Below are 18,286 nucleotides of genomic sequence, written 5' to 3'. Positions count from 1 at the left end.
TCAGCGCTCCTGAAGGGCGGCGCGGAGGCGGCGCGCGGCATCGCGCGCCACGGCGTCGGCGTCGGTGTAGGTGTTGCGCCAGACGCAGAGATGCGCGGCGAGGGCGGGATCGAGGATGGCGGCGGAGAAGGCCTCGAAGCCGATCGGCCCGTCATAGCCCTGCGCGGCCGCGATGATGGCGGAGAGGTCCACGTTGCCCGCGCCGAGGGGCCCGCGATGGCTTTCGGAGAATTCCAGGAAGCCGAGTTGCGGCACCGCCTCCGCGACGACGCGTGGCGGGTCCGCTTCCTCGATCAGCATGTGATGCGTGTCGAGATGCAGCAGGATGTTCGGCGCGCCGACCTCCGCGATCAGCGCCAACCCATCCGCGGCGGTGTTGACCAGCGCGTTCTCGAACCGGTTGACGCATTCCAGCGTGATGCGCAGGCCGCTGGCCGCGGCGAGGTCTGCGGCGCGGGCCAGCGCCGCCACAGCGTGAGCACGACCGCGCGGCGTGACGGGGCCTGCGGCCTTGCCCCAGGCGGCATGCGGCAGGCCACCGAGTTGCCGCGCGCCAAGGTCGCGCGCCAGGCGCACCGCATCGAGCAGACGCGCGGCGCCGCGCATGGCGATGGCGGGATCGTCGCTGGCGGGATCGCTCTCCGGCGGATGGTTGGTGTTGCAGATCAGGAGGAGACCCGCGGCTTCTGCCCGCCGGACGATGTCCCGCACGTCCACCTCGCTGGGATCGCGGCCCGGCACGATCATCATGTCGAAGCCGGCGACCGCGGCGCGCTCGATCGCGCGCGGGCCGGCGTCGCGCGTCCAGCGCGGGATGAAGACCAGCGGGTGGACGCAGAGCGGGTTCAATGCAGCGCGGAACCCTCGATGGTGATGCGGTGCATCAGGCGGCGCTGGCCGTGATAGTCGTTGACTGCGCAATGCCAGGTGCTGCGGTTGTCCCACAGCGCCATGGAGCCGTTGCGCCAGCGGAAGCGGCAGGTGAATTCCGGTCGCGCGCCGTGACGGTAGAGGAAGCCGAGCAGCGCCTCGCTCTCCTCCCTGGTCCAGCCCTCGATGCCGACCGTGAAGTTGGAGTTGACGTAGAGCGCCTTCCGCCCCGTATCGGGATGCGTGATCACCACGGGATGCACCGCGTCCTGCGTTGCTGCATCGGGGTTGTGCAGGCGGCCCTTGAGGTCGTTGTGGTGGTAGCCGGCGCCGTGGCCGAAGATGTGGCGGCTGGAATGCAGGGCGCGCAGCGGCGCGAGCGTGTGCTTCATGCCGTCGGACAGCGCGTCATAGGCGGCGTACATCGAGGCGAACATGGTGTCGCCGCCATGGTCCGGCACCTCGCGCGCGATCAGCATGGAACCGAGCGCGGGGATCTCGTCGTAGCTGTGGTCGGTGTGCCAGGTCTCGCCGATGTTCTTCTTCTGGTCGGGTTCCTTGCGCACCTCGGCGACTTCGGGATGTCCGGCAACCGGCGTGAAGAAGCGGTTGACGTTGATCGGGCCGAAGCGGCGCGCGAAGGCGATATGCTGCTCCGGCGTGATCTGCTGGTCGCGGAAGAAGATGACGCTGTGCTCGCCGAAGGCCTGGCGGATATCGGCGAAGGTGGCGTCGTCCAGCGGTCGGGAGAGATCCACGCCCAGGATCTCGGCGCCCAGCGCGCCGGCGATCGGGGCAACCTCGATGCGGCTGTTGCGCATGGCCTCGGCTCCTTCAGCCCGGAATGGGCGCGGCGGGATCCAGCAATCCTTCGTGACGCAGTTCCGCCCAGAGCGCGGGCGGGATCGGGAAGCGCAGATACGCTGCGTTCTGTGCCACTTCCTGCACGGAGAGCGCGCCGGGGATGACGCTGGCAACGGCGGGATGGGCGAGCGGGAATTGCAGCGCGGCGGCCGGCAGCGGCACGCTGTGGCGCGCACAGACCGCTTCCAGATGGCGTGCGCGCGCAAGGATCTCGGGCGGCGCGGGCGCGTAGTCATAGGGTGCGCCTTCCTGCAACGGGCCGGCGAGCAGCCCGGAATTGTAGGGGCCGCCCAGGATGATGGAGCAGTGGCGCCGTTCGCATTCCGGCAGCAGCTCGGACAGTGCGCCCTGTTCCAGCAGCGTGTAGCGGCCCGCCAGCAGCATGCAGTCGAAGTCGCCGGCACGCACGAAGCGCAGCGTGGCCTCCGTCTCGTTCAGGCCGCAGCCGATGGCGCCGATGATGCCGGCGCGGCGCAGCTCGTCGAGCGCGCGGTAGCCGCCCTCCATCACCGTGCGGAAGCGTTCCTCGAAGGCGTCGCCTGCATTGCGCAGGTCGAGGTCGTGGATCAGCAGGATGTCGATGCGTGCAAGGCCAAGGCGCAGATGCGACTGCTCGATGGAACGCATGACGCCGTCATAGGTGTAGTCGAAGACCGGCAGGAAATCCGAAAGGCCGCCCTGGCGCAGGCGCGGCGGATCGGCCTCGCCCGGGCGGCGCACATGCATCGTGCGGCCGACCTTGGTGGAGAGCACGAAATCACCGCGTGGATGGTCACGGAGCGCGGTGCCCATCCGCAGCTCGCTGCGGCCGTAGCCGTAAAAGGGCGATGTGTCGAAGAAGCGGACGCCCGCATCCCAGGCGGTGTCGATGATGGCGATGGCGTCGCGATCCGGGATCATTGCCCGAAAACCGCCGATCGGCGCGGCGCCGAAGCCGAGCGCCGTGACCTCCAGCGCGGTACGTCCGATGCGGCGGCGGGTAATCGGATCCATCGTCAGCCCTTCACGGCGCCGCCGGTCAGCCCGTGCACCAGGTATTTGCGCACGAGCAGCGAGAACAGCAGCACCGGCAGCATCACCATCGTGCCGCCGGCGGCGATGCGGCCCCATTCCCAGCCTTCGTAGTTCATGAAGTTCACCACCGCGACCGGCGCCGTCATCGCTTCCGTGCGCGTCAGGATCAGCGCGAAGAAGAAATCATTCCAGGCGAAGAGGAAACAGAGGATCGCGGTGGCCGCGAGCCCGGGCGCCGAAAGCGGCAGGATGATGCGCAGGAAGGCTTGCCCTGTGGTGGCGCCGTCGATCCAGGCGGCTTCCTCCAGCGCGCGCGGCAACTGGTCGAAGAAGGGGCGCATCATCCAGATCACCAGGGACAGGTTGAAAGTCATGTAGATGATGACGAGGCCGGTGCGCGTATCCAGCAGTTCCAGGTGCCGGTAGGCGAGGAAATAAGGGATGGTGAAGGCGATGGGCGGCGCCATGCGCGATGCCAGGATCCACAGGCTGAATGTGCCGGCGATGCGCGCCTGCCAGCGCGACAGCGCATAGGCCGCGGGCACGCCGAGCAGCATCGGTGCGATGGTCGCGCCGGCCGCCACCACCAGGCTGTTGAGGAAGCTCTGCCGGAAGCCGCTGGTCCACAGCGCCTCGTAGTTCTCAAGCGTCGGCGTGAAGATCAGCGGCGGCGGGAACTGGAAGACCTGGGCGTTGGTCTTGAAGGACATCTGCAGCAGCCACAGGAAAGGCGCCATCGTCAGCAGCGCCAGCACCACGGCGAGCACATGGATGAAGCGGCGCTCCCGCGCCAACGCGCTACTCGCCATGCTCGCCCCATCCCACCGCGCGGATCACGGCCCAGCTCAGCAGCACCGTCACGCTCAGCAGCACCACGGTGATGGCGCTGGAATAGCCCAGGAAGCTGAAGTTGAAGGCCTGCAGGAAGGAATAGTAGTTCGTCACCTCCGTCACGCTGCCGGGCCCGCCCTCGGTCAGGATGAAGATCAGCGGGAAGGCCTTGATGCTGTCGATCAGGCGGAACAGGCCGGCCACCAGCAGCACGCCCTTCAGGAAGGGCAGCGTCACGTGCCAGGTCATCTGCCAGGCGCTGGCGCCATCCACCTTCGCCGCGTCCACCATCTCCTGCGGCATCATCTGCAGGGCGGCGAGCGTCATCAGCATCGTGAAGGGAAACCACTGCCAGGTGTCGGCGATGATGATCGCCGTCAGCGCCCAGTCGGGATCGGTGATCAGCGCCGGCACGGTGAAGCCGAGCAGCGTGGTGCCCCAGTGCAGCGGGCTGATGTCCGGCGTGTAGAGCACCTTCCAGATGATCGCGACGACGATGGGCGGCAGCACCATCGGAATCAGGAAGACGGTGCGCAGCGCCTCCAGGAAGCGCGACCGCATGTTCAGCAGCAGCGCGAAGCCGAAGCCGATCACCAGTTGCAGCGCGACTGTCCAGAAGGAGAGCTTCGCCTGCACCCAGAGCGAGTTCACCAGGCGGGAATCCGCGGGCATCTGGCGGTAGTTCTCGAAAGGCTTCGCGAAGTTCCAGGCAGTGTCGGGCCGCGTCAGGTCGAGCGGCGTGAAGCTGGTGACGAGCAGGTATAGTGCCGGCGCCAGGGTGATGACCGCCAGCACCGCCAAGGACGGCGCGACGCAGAGCGCGTAGAAGCGGTTGCGCGCGCGCGTCGCGCCGCCGTGCGCCTGCGCGCGTTCCCGCGGCGCCGCCAGGGCCTGTGCGGCGCCGGACACCGCCTCAGTTCGCGTCCAGCGTGACGCCGGCGCGCTGCAGGACCTGGATCGCGTCCTGCTGCGCCTGACGCATGGAGGCCTCCGCGTCCTGCTGGCGCGTGGCGATGCGCGCGATGCCGCGGTTGATCGTGTCGCCCACCTGCGGGAAGACCGGCACGGTGCGATACTTCATGTAGCCGGACTTGCCGCCGAGCTCGAGCACCTGGAGGTAGAGCGATGCGACGTCCTGGCCGTTCAGCGTCAGCGCCTCCTTGAAGGCCTGGCCGGTGATGACGCTGCGGCGGCAGACGCTGGGATAGCCGCGCGTCTCGACGATGCGGTTCAGCATCTCCTTCGACAGCGCCCACTTGATGAACTCCCAGGCCAGCTCCTTCTTGCGGGAGCCGATGGGAATGCCAAGGCCGTGGCTGTTCGAGCCCGGGAAGTTGCCCGCCGGGCCTTCCGGCATAAGCGCGTAGCGCACGGTGTTCTTCACGGTGCTGTCGGCGTGCTTGGCCAGCGGCACCAGCCAGGTGATGGCCTGGGTGCGGATGTTGGCTCGCCCCGCAATCTGCGTGCGCATCGCCTGGTCGTCGCTGAAGGAGAGCACGCCAGAGGGGCCGTATTTCGACAGCAGGTTCGCGTACCAGCCGGCGGCGCGCACGGCTTCCGGCGTGCCCAGCAGCGGCGTGAGGTTCGCGGGCGGGTCGCGGAACACCTTGCCGCCATACCCCATCAGATAGGGGATCCAGTTCCAGTGATGCAGCTGGTCGGCGACGAAGGCCGACATGTTCTCCTTGCCCTGCACCGCGTCGCACACGGCGATCAGCTCGTCGAAGGTCTTGGGCAGCGCCTTGCCGGCCTGGTCGATCAGGTCCGCGCGGCTCGCCGCCATCAGCATCGCGCCGGCTTCCCAGGCGAAGCCGAAGGTGTTGCCCTGCGCGTCCTGCATGGCGGATTGCGCGCCGGAGACGAAGTCGGCGGCGTCCCAGGCGGGGTCCGTCTTGTTGCGGTCGTTGACGAACTCGCTGAGGTTTGTCAGCCAGCCCGCGCCGATCCAGCGGCCGGAATAGATGAAGGTCACGTTGATGACGTCGAGCGCGCTGCCACGCGTGGAGAGCTCGAGATCGGTGCGCTGATTGTAGACCGGGAAGGCCTGGGTGTTGAAGTTGAGCTTCGCGCCGGTGCGTTCCTCGAACTCCGGGAAGAAGGCGCGGAGGTATTCGAAGAAGGTGCTCTGGAAGGCGGCGCCGTTCAGCGTCTGGCCCGCGAAGGGCTTGGCTTGGCCGAGCACCGGCGGCGCGGCGAGGGCGCCGAGGCCGAGTGCGCCGGCGCCCAGCAACAGGTGACGGCGACCGCTGCGTGGCTGAGCCATGGTGTCCTCCCATTGCGCACGCGTCATCCGCCGGATGGCGTCGCGCGGCGTCTTCCACATGGACGGTACTGGCGCGTGCGACATCGCGTCAAGGCAGTCGCGCCGCGGCGGAGCACCGTATAGGCTCGCCACCGGAAAGCGGAGGAACGCGCATGGGTGCGCTGACCGGCAAGGTGGCGGTGGTGACGGGTGCGGGGCGCGGCATCGGCGCGGCGATCGCGGAAGCCTATGCGCAGGCGGGCGCCACGGTGGTGTGCGCCGCGCGGAGCCAGGCCGAGATCGAGGCGACCGCGGCGCGTATCGCAGACGCCGGCGGCAATGCCTTTGCAGTGACGGTGGACGTGACCGACGCGGCGGGGGTTGGTGCGCTGTACGACCGCGCCGTCGCCCAAGCCGGCGGGCTCGACATGCTGCTGGTCAATGCCGGGGTGAGCATGGATCAGCGCCCCGTCGAGACGAGCGATCCCGCGGCGTTCGAGCGCACCATCGCGGTGAACCTGACCGGTGCCTATCACTGCGCGCGCCTGGCCATCCCGCACATGCGCGCGCGCGGCGGTGGGCGGATGGTGATGCTCGGCTCCGGCATGGGGCATTCCAGCGCGCATGGCCATGCCGGCTATTCCTGCTCCAAGGCGGCGCTGTGGATGCTGACGCGCATCCTGGCCGATGAGCTGCGCAACGACGGCATCAGCGTGAACGAACTCGTCCCGGGGCCGGTGCAGACCAGCATGACCGCCGTGCCGCAGCGCACGGGATCGGTGGTGTCGAACCCGATCGAGTGGCTGAAGCGGCCGGAGGATGTGGTGCCGCTGGCGATGTTCCTCGCCACCTGCCCTGCGCCCGGACCGACCGGGCAGAGCTTCAGCCTGATGCGGCGGACGTTCTGAGCGCGCCGCGCCGGCGCAGCGCGAAGATCAGCGGCAAGGTCCAGACCAGGATCGCGGCGACGCCGAGCGCCGCCGCGATCGGCCGTTCGAAGAAGCCCATGAACCGCCCATCGGCAATCACCATGGCGGCCAGAAAATTCTGTTCGACGAGCGGGCCGAGCACCATGCCGAGGATCACCGGTGCCACCGGAACGCCGACCTTGCCCAGCAGCAGGCCGAGCACGCCGAAGCCGAGCATCACCGCGATGTCCAGCATGCTGTTGTTGATGGCGAAGGCGCCGACCACGCAGAACAGCAGGATCGCCGCCATCAGCTGCGTCCGCGGCACCGAGAGGATCGGGCGCGCGAGTCGGATCGCGAGCCAGCCCAGCGGCAGTAGAAGCAGGTTCGCCAGGATGAACACCATGTAGATGGCGTAGAGCGTCTCGGCCTGTTGCGTGAACAGCTGCGGGCCGGGATTCAGCCCCTGCATGATCAGCACGCCGACCGCGATCGCGGTGACGGCGTCGCCGGGAATGCCGAAGACCAGCGCCGGGATCCAGGCGCCGGAGAGGCCTGCATTGTTCGACGCACCTGCCTCGATCACGCCCTCCGGATGGCCGGTTCCGAACTTCTCCGGCGTCTTCGAGAATTTCCGCGCGGTGGCGTAGGACATCCAGGCCGCGATGTCGCCACCGGCGCCAGGCAGCGCGCCGATCGCCGTGCCGAGGATCGAGCCGCGCAGGTTGTTCTTCCAGTAGCGCCGCATCAGCCCGCCGATGCCGTGGAACACGCCCTGCACCTGCTGCGGCTGCGCGAAGGGCTTGCGCGCTTCACCGGAGAGCAGGGCGCGCAGGATCTCCGCCACCGCGAACAGGCCGATCATGGCGGGAATGAAGGAGAGCCCGCCGGTCAGCGCCGTGCTGCCGAAGGTGAAGCGCTGCGCGCCGCTGACAGCGTCCATCCCGATCGTCGAGACGAACAGCCCGATCAGCAGCGCGAGGATGCCGCGCAGCGGATCGGCGGAGGCGACGAAGGCCGCGCAGGACAGGCCGATCATTGCCAGCCAGAAATACTCGAAGGCCGAGAAGTTCAGCGCGATGCGCGCCAGTAGCGGCGCCGCGACCATCAGCACCACCGCGCCGAACAGCCCGCCGATGACCGAGGACACCAACGAGGAACCCAGCGCCTGCGCCGCCAGGCCCTTGCGAGTCATCGCATAGGTCTCGTCGGTATAGGCGGCGGAAGCGGGGGTGCCGGGCACGCGGATCAGGCAGCCGGGGATGTCGCCGGCGGTGATCGCCATGGCGGTGCAGGCGACGATGGCGGAGACGGCAGCCAGCGGCTCCATGAAGAAAGTGAAGGGCACCATCAGCGCGGTGGCCATTGTCGCCGTCAGCCCCGGCACGGCGCCGACGAAGAGGCCAAAGACACAGGCGACCGCGATCACCAGGATCAGCTGCGGATCGGCCAACATGCCGGCTGCGGCTAAGACCTGCTCCATGTCAGCCCAGCAGCCCGAGATCGATCAGCCAGTCGCCGGGCGGCAGCGGCACGCCGAGCAGCTTCGTAAAGGCCAGGTCCATGCCCAGCACCATCGGCATCGCGAAGGCCAGGGCGGGCAACAGGCGCACGCCGGTCAGCAGCAGGAAGCCGGTGAGCCAGACGACCAGCAGCGGCACGAATCCCAGGCTTTCGAGCAGCACGGCTATGGCGATGATGCCGCCGCCCACCCACAGCGCTGCGAGCCGGAAGGGCGGGCCGCCTGCCTCATCCTCCTCGCCGAGCGCGGGCGCATGGCCGAAGGCGGCGCGCAGCACCAGCGCCGCGCCCACCAGCGCGGCAAGGCCGCCGGTGATGGAGGGCGCGAAGCCGGGACTGAAGGGCTGGCCGGGCATGCCGCGGATCTGCGCGGCAAGCCAGACCACGATCAGGCCGCCGCCGATGGCCAGCGCGCCGACCAGAAGGTCGCGCCGGCCAGCGGCGGTGTTCAACGCGCGAGGCCCGCGGCGCGCGCGGCGTCGCCGAAGCGCTTGTCCGCGGTTTCCAGCCAGGCGCCGAAGGCCGGACCGTCCACGTATTCGATGCCGAAGGAGCGGGCGCCCATCAGCCGGATGAATTCCGGATCGGCCACGACCTTGCCCATCGCCGTGCGCAGCCGCGTGGTGATCGCCTCCGGCAGGTTGCGCGGGCCGGCGATGCCGCGCCAGGCGCCGAGCGACCAGTCCACGCCGACCGCCTCCTTCACCGTGGGCACGTTCGGATAGGCAGGGTCGCGCGTCGGCCGCATGATGGCGATGGTGCGCACCTGGCCGGCATCGACCATGGTCTTCGCTTCCGGCATCGTCGTGGTGACGAGCTGGATCGCGCCGGCGGCAAGCTGCTGCAGCGAGGGCGCGGCGCCATCCGTCGGCACCCAGGGCGCCGCGGTCGGCGGCAGGCCGAGCGCATTCAGCATGCCAACGAGGCCGAGATGCGCGGCGCCGCCGAGATTGGCGCCGCTGGCCTTGTTCGCGCCGGGCCGTTCCCTGATCTGCGCGATGAGCGTGGCCAGGTCGCGCGGCCCGTCGGCGCGCACATGCACGCCCTGCGGATCGGTGTTGTAGAGCGCTATGGGGGTGTAGTTCTTCCAGTCGATCTGCCCGGCGCCGGTGGTGCGATACAGCGAGAGCTCCGTCGTGATGACGCCGATCGTGTAGCCATCCGCGCGCGCATTGGCGATCTCGGTATGGCCGACAAGGCCGCCGCCGCCAGTGCGGTTCACCACGTTCACGGGCCGGCCGATCTCGCGCTCCAGCAGGGTTGCGACGATGCGCCCGGTGGCGTCCGTGCCGCCGCCGGCTGCCCAGGGCACGATCATGGTGACCGGGCGGGTCGGCCAGTTTTGGGCGAGGGCGGGCCGCGCGACCGCTGCAAGCGCGGCGCCAGCCAGCAGGCCACGGCGGGTTGCTGTGGTGGTCATCTCGTTTCGTCCTCCCTTGCGCCGCTCAGGCCTTCAGCGCGGCCAGCGCGACGTCGATCCTTGCCTTCTGCGCCTCATCCACCCGGTCCATCGGCGCCCGCGGATGGAACATGCCGAGGCCCTGGCGGTGCTGCACATACTTCACGCAGGCCGGCAGGTTGTCATGGGTCATTGCGTTCCACAACGCTCCCAGGCGGCGATGCAGGTCGAGCGCCGTGGCATGGTCGCCGGCGGCCACGGCCTGGTGCAGTTTCACGCAGGTGCCGGGAACGGCGGTGGTGAGCGCGCTGATCGCGCCATGCGCGCCGAGCGCGAAGGCGGGGTAGAGAAGCGCGTCGATGCCCGACAGCACCAGGTTGCGCGGCTTCACCGCGGCCGTCAGGTCCGACAGCGACTTCAGGTCGCCGGATGACTGCTTCATGCCGACGACCGAAGGCACCTCCTCCATGATGCGCAGCATCAGATCGACGGAGAGGTAGTTCCAGGGGATCACGTTGTAGATCAGGATGGGGGCATCGGTCTCCTGCGCGATGGCCCTGAAATGCGCCACCGTGGCGTCGGGCGTCGGCTTGAACAGGTAGTGCACCGGCGTGATCTGCAGCGCCGCGATGTCCAGCCCGCGCAGCATGCGGATGCGCCGGATCGCCTCGCGCGTCGAATTGACGATGAGGCCCGCGAGGAAGGGCACGCGGCCGCGCGCTGCGTCATGCGCGGTCTGCATCGCCTTGACGAATTCGTCGCTGTCGAGCGTGTGTCCCTCGCCGGTGCTGCCGCCGGCGACCACGCCGCGCACGCCGCTCTCGACCATGAAGTCGATCTGCTCGGCGATGGCGGAGTAGGCGATCTCGCCGTGCTCGTCGAAGGGCATCGCGACCGGCGGCAGGATCCCGGTGAGGCGCATATGCGCCTCGGTCGAGGCTGCGGGTTCGGCGCGCGCCGCGCCGCGTTCGACGATGCCTGGAGACATCAGCGCTTCCTCCTTCCCGGTACGTTGCCGGCGCCCGATTGGGCGGCGCGGGGGCTCTGCTGTCAACCCGTTATGTGGACCGCTATTCCGGATTGCGGGACAGCCTGGCTCTCCGGTAAGCCTGTGGCGCGGCAGGGAGGGCGGCATGGCGGGCACGCGCACCGAAGACGGACTGAAATCGCTGGCCAAGGTGATGCGCGTGCTCGATTGCTTCTCCACGCGTGACCGGAGCCTGACGCTCGGCGAAATCAGCCAGCGCACCGGGCTGCCGAAGGCGACCGCGCATCGGCTGGTGGCCTCGCTGCGCGAGGTCGGGATGCTCGAGCAGGATCGCGGGCGCGAGGGGTATCGCCTCGGCCTCAAGCTGTTCGAGCTCGGCAACATCGTGCTGGCCAATCTCGACCTGCACCGGGAGGCGCGGCCCTTCGTGGAGCAACTCACGCGCATCTCCGGCCATTCGGTGCATCTCGCGGTGTTCGACGGGCGGCAGGCGGTGGTGATTCATCGCGCGGACCCGCACCCCGAGGGCAGTCCGGTCGCCTTCATCGAATCCGCGCCGGCGCACTGCACCAGCGTCGGCAAGGCGATCCTGGCCTTCCAGCCGGAGGAGACGCTGCGACGCCTCGCTGCGCTCGGTGCGCTGGTGCGCTACACCGACGCGACCCTCACCGATCCCGTGGTGCTGTCCGTGCATCTGGCGGAGACGCGCGAGCGTGGCTGGTCGCTGGACGAGGGCGAACACCAGCCGGGGCTGCGCTGCGTCGGCGCGCCGATCCGCGACGTGACCGGGCGCGTCTTCGCCGCGATCAGCGTCAGCGCGCCGTCCCGTGAATTGCCGGTCTCCCGCGTCCCGGCGGCGGTGAGGCTGGTGCGTCACGCCGCCGCCGGGATCTCCGCCGCGCTGGGATGGCGCGCTCAGCCCTCGGCGTAGCCTTCGGGAAAGCGGCCTTCCTCGATGTCCGGCTCGATGCTGCCGCCGAAGGCGGGGTGCTTGTGCCAGGGTGTCGCGGCGCTGTCGGTCAGTTCGTTCAACGTCTCCAGGTTGCGGCGCGCCTCGCTGGCCAGCGCGCGGTCCATCGCGTCGAAATCGGGGAAGGCCGTGAAGGCGTCGGCCCAGATCGCGCGCCCCGCGAGATAGCCCGAGGCGCCGGCGCGGCAGGCGTAGCGCATGCTGCGCACGAAATCCGTCATGCCCGCGCCGGCCGAGAGCATCACCCAGGGCCGCGGCAGCATCGCCGCCATGCGGTCATAGGCGGATTGCTGCGCGGCGGCCTGCGGTCCGTCCGGATCGGGCACGCCCTTGATGGCGCCGGGCGGTTCCAGCTTGAAGATGTCCACGCCGTATTCGGGCGCGGTGAAGGGGCGGATCGCCTCGATCACCAGATCCGTGCGGCGCGCCTCGAAGGCGGCGGGGTCTTCGCCCGGCAGGGGATACACAAGCACTTCCAGCAGATGCGTGACGTCATGCGCGCGGCAGGCTTCGCCGGCGGCGCGCACGAAGGCTTCCTGATGCGCACGCACCTCCGGCGCCGCGTCATGCCTGTGCCACACCAGGACCTTCACGGCGTCACCGCCGATGCGGCGGATCGCGCCGACGCCCCAATGCGGGATCGGCACGGATTTGCGGCCGCCAGGCGTGTTCTCCGTCACGTGGTGCTCGTAGGAGAGGATCAGCCCCTTCTGCGGCGGGATCTCCGCGATCGGGCGCGAATAGCCGTGCATCGGATCCGTCAGCACCGCGGAGGCAAGCGGCGAGAGATGCCGCGCGAGCAACTGCTTCACGCGCGCAACGTCGTCGAAGCCGGCGTCCTTCGTGCCGCGCGCCTGCGCGATCGGCGCGAAGAGTGGCGTGCGCTGGTCGATGGCCAGCATCTTCCAGAGCCCGCCGACATCGGCCAGGCGCCGCATGCCCCACAGCTTGCCGGGCGAGATCCTCATCACCATGCCTCCTTGAGCAGGGCCAGGACCGCCGCGCGATCCGGCATGCCCTCCCATCCGTTTCCATTCACGGCCTTCAGCGCGGCCGCCGCGGTGGCGAAGCGTGCCGCCGGCAGCGTGTCCGCGCCTTCGGCCAGCGCAAGTGCATAGGCGCCGTGGAACACGTCGCCGCAGCCGGTGGTGTCGCGCGCGATGATGCGCGGCGCGGGCATCGCGACGATCGTCTGCCCGTGCCACCACAGGCTGCCGCGCGCGCCCAGCGTGACGGCGACGATGCCGGGGAGCGTGGCGGCGGCCTGCGCCAGCCCCGCCTCAGGATCCGCGATGCCGGTGAAGTCCACCAGCCCGCGTTCGGAAAAGATGGCATGCCCCGCCTGCGGCGCCAGGCGCTGCAGGATATGCGAGGGGCCGAGTTCCGCGTCCAGCACGCTTGGCAGGCCGCGCGCGCGCGCCATGGCGAAGACCTGCTCCGCGCCGTTCACCCAGCGCGGGTCAGCGAGCACCGCACCCGCGTCGTCCAGCGCCTCGGCCGGGATCGGCGCCTCCTCCGGCAGGTTCGATCCGGGGTAGACGCACAGCACACGCTCCCCTTCCGCATCCAGCGTGACGCCGGCGGAGGGCGACTGGCCGCCGGGCACGATCGTGGCGCCATCCACCTGAACGCCGAGCCGACGCAACATGCCGAGCAGCGTCTCTCCCGTAGCGTCGGCGCCCAGCCGGCCGAACCAGGACGCCCGGCCGCCGAGCGCGACGATGGACACGGCCGCCGTGGCCGCCATGCCGCCGCCATTCTCACGGTAACCGCGGGCCAGATGCTTGCCGGGCGTCAGCGGCAGGCGATCGAAGGAATAGACGCGATCCAGCACCGCGATGCCGGAGCACACCACTTTCTGGGTCATGGGACGAACAACGGCTTCAGTTTCTCGCCGCGTTTGAACGCATCGAACAGATCCTGCAAGCCGTCGAAGCCGGCCTGGTCGTCCACCAGCCGTTCGTACTCGGCTCGGTGCGCGCGCAGCAGGTCGATGTTGGCCGCGTGGTCGCCGATGGGAAAATAGAAGGAGCGAAGGATAGAAAAGTCCTTGCGGCGGATGGCCTTGTTCTCGGTGATGGTCCAGGCATCGCTCTCGCCGAACTGCACGATGGCGCCGTTGGGCGCGACGACCTCGAAGGCCATCTGTCGTGCGGGGTCCTTGCCGCTGGCTTCGACCACAAGCGGGAAGCGGCGTGCTGCGGCGTTCGCCGGCTTCAGGCGCGTGGCGCCGAGCGATTCGGCGAAGCGTGCGCGGTAGTCGCCGGGCTCCACCACGAAGATGGGCGCGTAGCCCAGGCCGCGCAGCACCAGCAGCGCACCGAGCCCGATCGGTCCTGCACCGAGCACCAGCGCCTCGCCCCGCGGCACGACCTTCTGCGCCAGGCGCAGGCCGTGCGCGGTGGTGCCGATGGTGTCGAGCAGCAGAGGCGCCAGCCGGTCGGGTATGTCGTCGGGCACCGGCAGCAGGCATTGCTCCGGCACGGCAAGCGCCTCGGCATAGCCGCCGTCGCGCTGCCAGCCCATCAGGTCCGTGGCGTTGCGGCAGACATGGGTGTTACCGGCGCGGCAATCCTCGCAATGGCCGCAGAAGACGGGGATGTAGACCAGGGCACGGCGCCCATGCCATGCATGGCCCGGCTGGTCCACGCGACCAAGGATCTCGTGGCCCGGTGTGACCGGCCAGCCGCTGCGCAGCGGCCGCAAGTCGCTGCCGCAGAGCGCGCAGTTCGTCACGCGCAGCAGCACCTCGCCCTTGCCGGGTTGCGGCGGCGCGACCCGTTCGATGGCAATGCGGCCTTCGCCGACGAATCGCGCGCCCTTCATCCCTTCACGGCTCCCGAGGCAAGGCCGCCGACCAGGTGGCGCTGGATCAGCAGCGTGAGGATCAGCGGCGGCAGCGCGATCACCGTGGCCGCCGCCATCAGCGCACCCCAGTTCGTCACGCCCTCGCCGATGAAGTTGAAGCTGGCGACGATGGCGGTCTTGGAATCGAAGCCGGAGAGCACCAGCGCAAAGAGGAAGTAGTTCCAGGAGAAGACGAAGCACAGGATCGCCGCGACCACCACGCCGGGCGCCACCATCGGCAGCGCCACGCGCAGCAGGGTCTGGTGCTGGCGGCAGCCATCGATCTCCGCGCTCTCGATCACCTCGCGCGGCAGCGCATCGAAATAGGGCAGCAGCACCCAGATCGCCACGGGCAGAGTGATGACGGCATGCGTCAGGATCAGCACGAGATGGCTGCCCACCAGGCCGAGGAAGGTGAACATCATCAGCCAGGGCAGGAGGAACAGCGTGCCCGGCGCCATGCGCGCGAACAGCGTCGCGGTCGCGGGCCAGGTCATGCGGTGCCAGGACATCGCGAAGGCCGCGGGGAAGGCGAGGACGAGGCCGAGAATGGTGGACCCGCCCGCGACGATCAGGCTGTTCAGCGTGTTCTCGAGGAAGTCCGTGCGGGCGAAGAGCTCGACGAAATTCTCCAGCGTCGGCGTGAAGATGATGCGCGGCGGCAGCGCCGCAACTTCCGTCCGCGGCTTGAAGGCGGACAGCACCATCCAGGCCACCGGCGCCACTAGCACCAGGAGCACGAGGGCGAGCTGGATGCCGTCCAGGATGCCGGCGCGGCGACGCTTGCCCACTACCACGCGACGGATCGCCGGATGCGCGCGAAGGCGAGGACGGAGCCGAAGACGATGGCGGAGAGCGTCACCATCAGCGCCGCGGCGTAGCCGAATTCGAAGAACTCAAAGCCTCGGCGATAGGCGAGGATGTTGAGCGTGGTGCTCGACTGGCCGGGCCCGCCCTGGGTGGTGATGTAGATCACGTCGAAGAAGCGCAGCAGATCCACGCTGCGCAGCACCGCCGCCGTCACCAGCGTGGGCGCGAGCAGCGGCAGCGTGACGCGGCGGAAGCGTTGCCAGGCATCGGCGCCGTCGATCTCCGCCGCCTCGAACACGTCACGCGGCAGGGAGAGGTAGCCGCCCAGCACGATCAGCGCGACGAAGGGCGTCCACTGCCAGGTGTCGATCAGCGCGACGGTCAGCATCACGGTGCCGGGGTCGGCCAGGAACAGCAGTGGGCCGAGCCCGATCCGCGCCAGCAGCCAGTTCGCCACGCCGAGGCCGGGATCGAGGATGACGATCGCCATCATGCCGATCACCACCGGCGGCAGCATGAAGGGCGAGACCAGCACCGTGCGCACCAGCCCACGCGCCGCGTTGGAGCGCGCCAGCAGGAGGCCGAGCCAGGTGCCCGCGACAAGCTGCAGCGCCAGCGACAGCAGCCACAGCAGCATGGTCAGGCGGAAGCCGTTCCAGAACTCCTCATCGGCCAGCAGTCGCTGATAGTTGCCGAGGCCGATGAAGCGCGGCTCGCCGCCGATCATCGTCTCCTGGGCCGAAAGCCAGATGGCCCAGAAGAAGGGCAGCACGATCATCCCCGCGGCGAAGAGCAGCGCCGGGATGACCATCCACTTGAAGGAGGCGGTCGGCCGCCGACGCGCCCGCGCGGAGCGCATGGGGGCGTCGGCGGCGACCGTCGTGCTCACTGCAGCCGCGCCAGGTCCGCGTCTGCGGCGCAGGCGGCGTCGCGCGCCGAGGCGCGGCCGAGCACCACCTGCTGCACGGCGTTGCCGATGATGTCGCGCGCTTCCGGGATGCGGTCAGTCGGCGTCTGATACACGCCCGTGCCGGTGCGGCCGATCTCCACCAGCGCATCGGCCCAGGCGCGGCGGATCGGCAACTCGTTCGTCCAGTTGGTGAAGGCCGGGCCCTGGAAGACACTGGCGCGGGGCGGCGCCACGCCGTTCTGCACCAGGCGCGTCTGCACCTCCGTGCTGGTTGCCCATTGCAGGAACAGCCAGGCCGCGTCGCGCTGGCGCGAATGCGCGGAGATCGCCAGCCCCCAGCCGATGACGACGGGGCGGGAGATGCCGGTCTCGCGGCCCGGCGGCAGCACGCGCACGCCGATATCCTGCGCACGGCCGGGGAAGCGCACGATGTTGGCGAATTCGTTGCTGCTCTCATGCACCATCGCGACGCGGCCCTGGCCAAGCAGTTCGATCACCTGCGTGAAGGTGTGGTTCAGCGCGCCGGGCGGGCCGTAGTCCTTCAGCAGGTTCGCGTACATCTCGATGCCGCGGACGCTCGCCGGCTGGCAGAGGCCGGGCTTGCCGTCCGGCGTCGCGTAGCTGCCGCCGAGATTGTTGATGAAGCCGGTGAGCGCATAGGGGATCGCGCCACGCAGGCCGCGCGCCGCCCAGACGCCCTGGTTCGCATCGCAGGCGCGCAGCTTCGCGGCGGCTTCCGGGATGTCCTCCACGAAGCGCGGCTCGGGGATTCCGCAGCGCTGGAAGATGTCGCGGCGCCAGTAGAAGAGCGGGCCTTCCTGGTTGATGGGCAGCGTCGCCACCAGCCCGTCCAGCGTCGCCTGCTGGCGCATGCCGGCGCCGAAATCCTCGTAGTTGAAGTCGGGCGCGGTGCGCGCGCGGTCGGCGATCAGCGGCGCGAGGTCGGTGTACCAGCCGGCGCGCTTGAACACCGCGCCCTCACGCGAGGGCAGCGACATGAACACGTCCACATCGGCGCTGCGGCCCTGCATCAGCGTGGTCAGCCGCGCGCGGAACTGCTCCTCGTTGAAGATTTCCATGCGCACGCGGATGCCGGTGCGCGCGGTGAACTCCGTCGACAGCTCCCGCATGGCCTGCGACCACGGGTGGTTGTTCAGCAGCAGCGTGACGGTGCGGCCTTCCTGGGCGCGCCAGTTGAAATCCTGTGCAGCCGCCGGCATCGCCAGCATCGCGGTCGCGGCGAGCGCCGCAAGTGTCCTTCTCAGCATCCCTGCTCCTCCCTTTCCCTCAGCTTGCGACGTAGCCGCCATCCACGGGGATGGTCACGCCGTTGACGAGTTGCGCCGCCGGCGAGGCGAGGAACACTGCCGTTCCCGCCAGCTCCTCCGGCTCAGACCAGCGTTTGGTCGGCAGGCGCGCCATGACCTTCTCGTTGAAGGCGGGCTCTTCCCGCCCACGACGGCTGATCTCCGTGCGGATCCAGCCAGGCGCGATGGCGTTCACGCGGATGCCGTCCTCGGCATAGGCGACGGCCAGCGACTTCGTCAGGCCGATGATCGCGGTCTTCGCCGCGGCATAGGCTGGGATCATCGCCGCGCCGAAATAGGAATACATCGAGCCGATATTGATCAGGCAGCCCTTCGTCTTTGCCAGATGCGGGCGGAAGGCGGTGGCGAGCCGCAGATTGCCGGTCAGGTGGATGTCCACGACGTCCGCGAACACCTCCGGCTGATGCTCCTCGTGCCGCACAAGCCGTCCGGCGCAATGGATCAGCACGTCCAGCCGCTCGATCTTCGCCGCCAGCGCGCGCACCGCGGCATCGTCGCGCACGTCGAGCGGCTCGTAGCGGTAGGGTGTGCCCTCGGCAGGAGGCTTGAGGTCGGTGAGGATCGGCGTGGCGCCGCAGGCGGCGAAGGCGTTGGCGAAGGCCATGCCGATGCCGCCCGTGCCGCCGCTGATCAGCACGACCTTCCCGGCCACGGTGAAATCCGGCGCGGCGCTGCCTGCGGCCATCCTGGTGCTTCCTCGGGGTAGCGGCGCGCAGGCCGCGATTTTCATTATGCGACACCAGCAAGCCAGGATATGTTCGTTTTCGCAAGCCCATTTTCGTTT

19 protein-coding genes are annotated in these 18,286 nt (G+C 69.3%); 2 read left to right on the top strand and 17 right to left on the bottom strand.

The genetic code is table 11. The annotated features are described in order from the left end of the window. The 6 genes from E4T13_RS11100 to E4T13_RS11075 are packed head-to-tail and all read right to left on the bottom strand — an operon-like array spanning window position 1 to window position 5,842. Entirely contained in the window at window positions 1-849 is an 849-nt protein-coding gene (locus E4T13_RS11100) for a sugar phosphate isomerase/epimerase (RefSeq protein ID WP_137178320.1), read from the bottom strand. Beyond that, complete coding sequence (locus E4T13_RS11095) at window positions 846-1,691, bottom strand: TauD/TfdA family dioxygenase (protein WP_137178319.1); 846 nt, start codon at window positions 1,689-1,691, stop codon at window positions 846-848. Before E4T13_RS11095 ends, E4T13_RS11100 begins: the two co-directional genes overlap by 4 nt. 13 nt (window positions 1,692-1,704) lie before the next feature. Continuing rightward, on the bottom strand, window positions 1,705-2,727 hold the full coding sequence (locus E4T13_RS11090) for an aldo/keto reductase (RefSeq protein ID WP_137178318.1): 1,023 nt from the start codon (window positions 2,725-2,727) through the stop codon (window positions 1,705-1,707). A gap of 2 nt (window positions 2,728-2,729) precedes the next feature. Beyond that, window positions 2,730-3,557: a carbohydrate ABC transporter permease gene (locus tag E4T13_RS11085; protein ID WP_137178317.1), complete on the bottom strand. Its 828-nt coding sequence runs from the start codon at window positions 3,555-3,557 to the stop codon at window positions 2,730-2,732. Next, the gene (locus E4T13_RS11080; protein WP_206030140.1) at window positions 3,547-4,488 is read right to left on the bottom strand and encodes a carbohydrate ABC transporter permease; all 942 of its coding nucleotides are present in this window, start codon (window positions 4,486-4,488) and stop codon (window positions 3,547-3,549) included. Before E4T13_RS11080 ends, E4T13_RS11085 begins: the two co-directional genes overlap by 11 nt. 4 nt (window positions 4,489-4,492) lie before the next feature. Further along, complete coding sequence (locus tag E4T13_RS11075) at window positions 4,493-5,842, bottom strand: ABC transporter substrate-binding protein (protein ID WP_170984938.1); 1,350 nt, start codon at window positions 5,840-5,842, stop codon at window positions 4,493-4,495. A gap of 152 nt (window positions 5,843-5,994) precedes the next feature. On the opposite strand from E4T13_RS11075, the gene E4T13_RS11070 reads away from it, so the two are divergent. Continuing rightward, complete coding sequence (locus E4T13_RS11070; RefSeq protein WP_137178315.1) at window positions 5,995-6,729, top strand: SDR family NAD(P)-dependent oxidoreductase; 735 nt, start codon at window positions 5,995-5,997, stop codon at window positions 6,727-6,729. Here E4T13_RS11070 and E4T13_RS11065 read toward each other — a convergent pair. From E4T13_RS11065 to E4T13_RS11050, 4 genes are read right to left on the bottom strand one after another with little or no spacing between them, the layout of a single operon-like run. Next, window positions 6,704-8,212, bottom strand: a complete 1,509-nt coding sequence (locus E4T13_RS11065; protein WP_137178314.1) for a tripartite tricarboxylate transporter permease — start codon at window positions 8,210-8,212, stop codon at window positions 6,704-6,706. The two genes, E4T13_RS11070 and E4T13_RS11065, sit on opposite strands and share 26 nt — an antisense overlap. A gap of 1 nt (window position 8,213) precedes the next feature. Continuing rightward, complete coding sequence (locus E4T13_RS11060; RefSeq protein WP_170984937.1) at window positions 8,214-8,702, bottom strand: tripartite tricarboxylate transporter TctB family protein; 489 nt, start codon at window positions 8,700-8,702, stop codon at window positions 8,214-8,216. Further along, window positions 8,699-9,670: a tripartite tricarboxylate transporter substrate binding protein gene (locus tag E4T13_RS11055; RefSeq protein ID WP_137178312.1), complete on the bottom strand. Its 972-nt coding sequence runs from the start codon at window positions 9,668-9,670 to the stop codon at window positions 8,699-8,701. The genes E4T13_RS11060 and E4T13_RS11055 overlap by 4 nt, the downstream gene beginning before the upstream one ends. A 25-nt stretch (window positions 9,671-9,695) precedes the next feature. Further along, the gene (locus E4T13_RS11050) at window positions 9,696-10,637 is read right to left on the bottom strand and encodes a dihydrodipicolinate synthase family protein (RefSeq protein ID WP_240791077.1); all 942 of its coding nucleotides are present in this window, start codon (window positions 10,635-10,637) and stop codon (window positions 9,696-9,698) included. A gap of 145 nt (window positions 10,638-10,782) precedes the next feature. Here E4T13_RS11050 and E4T13_RS11045 point away from each other — a divergent pair, with 145 nt between their 5' ends. Further along, a complete protein-coding gene (locus E4T13_RS11045; protein ID WP_137178311.1) occupies window positions 10,783-11,568 on the top strand; it encodes an IclR family transcriptional regulator in 786 nt (261 codons plus the stop codon). Here E4T13_RS11045 and E4T13_RS11040 read toward each other — a convergent pair. From E4T13_RS11040 to E4T13_RS11010, 7 genes are read right to left on the bottom strand one after another with little or no spacing between them, the layout of a single operon-like run. Next, window positions 11,553-12,575 carry a tagatose 1,6-diphosphate aldolase gene (locus E4T13_RS11040; RefSeq protein ID WP_170984936.1) on the bottom strand — a complete coding sequence of 341 codons (1,023 nt, stop codon included), beginning with the start codon at window positions 12,573-12,575 and terminating at the stop codon, window positions 11,553-11,555. The two genes, E4T13_RS11045 and E4T13_RS11040, sit on opposite strands and share 16 nt — an antisense overlap. Continuing rightward, window positions 12,575-13,474, bottom strand: coding sequence for a PfkB family carbohydrate kinase (locus E4T13_RS11035; protein WP_137178309.1), 900 nt, complete (start codon window positions 13,472-13,474; stop codon window positions 12,575-12,577). Before E4T13_RS11035 ends, E4T13_RS11040 begins: the two co-directional genes overlap by 1 nt. After that, window positions 13,471-14,433 carry an alcohol dehydrogenase catalytic domain-containing protein gene (locus tag E4T13_RS11030; RefSeq protein WP_137178308.1) on the bottom strand — a complete coding sequence of 321 codons (963 nt, stop codon included), beginning with the start codon at window positions 14,431-14,433 and terminating at the stop codon, window positions 13,471-13,473. The genes E4T13_RS11035 and E4T13_RS11030 overlap by 4 nt, the downstream gene beginning before the upstream one ends. Then, window positions 14,430-15,245 (bottom strand): carbohydrate ABC transporter permease, encoded by an 816-nt coding sequence (locus E4T13_RS11025; RefSeq protein WP_206030139.1) that lies wholly within the window; start codon window positions 15,243-15,245, stop codon window positions 14,430-14,432. The genes E4T13_RS11030 and E4T13_RS11025 overlap by 4 nt, the downstream gene beginning before the upstream one ends. Beyond that, window positions 15,245-16,153 carry a carbohydrate ABC transporter permease gene (locus E4T13_RS11020; protein WP_240791076.1) on the bottom strand — a complete coding sequence of 303 codons (909 nt, stop codon included), beginning with the start codon at window positions 16,151-16,153 and terminating at the stop codon, window positions 15,245-15,247. The genes E4T13_RS11025 and E4T13_RS11020 overlap by 1 nt, the downstream gene beginning before the upstream one ends. Further along, on the bottom strand, window positions 16,150-17,442 hold the full coding sequence (locus E4T13_RS11015; protein WP_137178307.1) for an ABC transporter substrate-binding protein: 1,293 nt from the start codon (window positions 17,440-17,442) through the stop codon (window positions 16,150-16,152). The genes E4T13_RS11020 and E4T13_RS11015 overlap by 4 nt, the downstream gene beginning before the upstream one ends. A gap of 19 nt (window positions 17,443-17,461) precedes the next feature. Next, window positions 17,462-18,187: an SDR family NAD(P)-dependent oxidoreductase gene (locus E4T13_RS11010; RefSeq protein ID WP_137178306.1), complete on the bottom strand. Its 726-nt coding sequence runs from the start codon at window positions 18,185-18,187 to the stop codon at window positions 17,462-17,464. Window positions 18,188-18,286 lie beyond the last annotated feature (99 nt).

This window comes from Roseomonas sp. AR75 (assembly GCF_005222815.1).
GTDB lineage: Bacteria > Pseudomonadota > Alphaproteobacteria > Acetobacterales > Acetobacteraceae > Falsiroseomonas.
This window is presented reverse-complemented; position numbering and strand designations above follow the sequence as displayed.